Below are 1,466 nucleotides of genomic sequence, written 5' to 3'. Positions count from 1 at the left end.
CACCAGTTTACAACTTTTATAAATGAGTGCCCCTTTGCTGAATAAGCCGCTTCAGGGCTTTTACAACAGCATTTGATTTTATACTGTTTTCGATGTTTTGTACGAAAGCAGCAAAAAATACTTCTGCCCGAATCTGCTCACTGAGAACAAAACGGAATTCCTGCACACTTTCGGTACGGTATTTCACAAATGCTTCATCTTGATAAGGAAGAATCTTCATGGCACAGTATGCGATGTTGATCAGGTTCACCAGTGTTTCTATTCCTTTCCGGCTGCGCACCATGTAACTGCAAAATGACCAGAAGGTCTTCTGCTCATAATAGCTTACTTCAATGTTCCAGCGGAAAGAGTAGCAGAACAGGGGAATATACTTCATACGGTCACTTCCCGTCTGATTCAGCGGAGATTTTTCCTGCCAGGCACAGAAAATCTGCATCTGTTCCGGGAAAATGGTACTGAAAAACAGCCTTCTGGAGGTGTTTTCCTTTTCTGCGGATGTCACGTAGGCAAGGACTTCCCGATACCCGAAGATGTTGGTGAGAACCCGGCGTACACCGATGTAATAATCACCAATCTTATCATCGGAAAGTGAAAAATCTTTGTCCGGAGAGAGACGTTCTCCATACTTTGCCGGTCTGCCACGTTTGCCGGTCCTCTGAGGTGCAGGGGCATACATGACAGAGTCATACCGCGCGTTGCAGATCAGGTCAAGGTTCGGATATTCGTCTACAATACATACCAGGTTTTTCTTTGCATACCAGCTGTCACAGAGGATGATCACATTTTTTTGTGAAGCAAAAGCAGGCATCACCTGACGTACCATGGATGCAGCAAGTTCCAGTTTGGATTCTTTTTTCTGCCACATACGATATCCGAGAGGGACAGACAGATACACAATCCGTCCATCTTTCCAGACCGGAATGCAGAGCATGAGACTTACAAAACAGTGTCCGTTCAGATAATTGGAGCCATTGTGTGCTGCATGGTCAAAAAGCTTTGAAACATCCTCAAATTTTTTACCGAATTTTGAGACCATGGTATCATCAATGCAGACGAAAACCGGTTGAGACTGCAGGTTCTCGGGAATTAGTCTGAGAGCCATGGAGGCAGTCACATTCATGAACCTGGAATAATCCACTTTGGCATAGGAGCAGGCATAATAAAAGGCATTCAATGATTTTTCCGTAATGCCGGAAAGAAAATGCCGGTACAGGAATCGGATCGAATGAGCGGATTCCATAGCCAGTATGGAGAGCACCAACAGGAAGAAAGTATCTGCCGTAGGTGCAGAAAAAGTATCAAAATAAGCTAAAAAATATCGATGAAGTCTACCAATCAGGTTCTTTTCGTTGTATAATGAGTTTGTCGTACAGGGTCACTTTCCTTTGTAATAGTTGTCGCAAACTTATTATACATCAGAAAGTCCCTGTACGATATTTTTTATTCAAAAAGTTGTAAAGTGGTGT

At 43.3% G+C, this 1,466-nt stretch carries 1 protein-coding gene; it reads right to left on the bottom strand.

Annotation, left to right across the window (positions count from 1 at the left end; genetic code table 11):
- Positions 1–16: 16 nt before the first annotated feature.
- A complete protein-coding gene (locus ACTNES_RS20795; protein ID WP_441040570.1) occupies positions 17–1,336 on the bottom strand; it encodes an IS701 family transposase in 1,320 nt (439 codons plus the stop codon).
- Between the last annotated feature and the right edge of the window lie 130 nt (positions 1,337–1,466).

The organism is Blautia sp. HCP3S3_D9, assembly GCF_052063845.1.
In the GTDB taxonomy this organism is placed as follows: Bacteria; Bacillota; Clostridia; order Lachnospirales; family Lachnospiraceae; genus Blautia_A.
The sequence above is the reverse complement of the archived record's forward strand: the minus strand, read 5'-3'. Positions and strand labels throughout refer to the sequence as shown.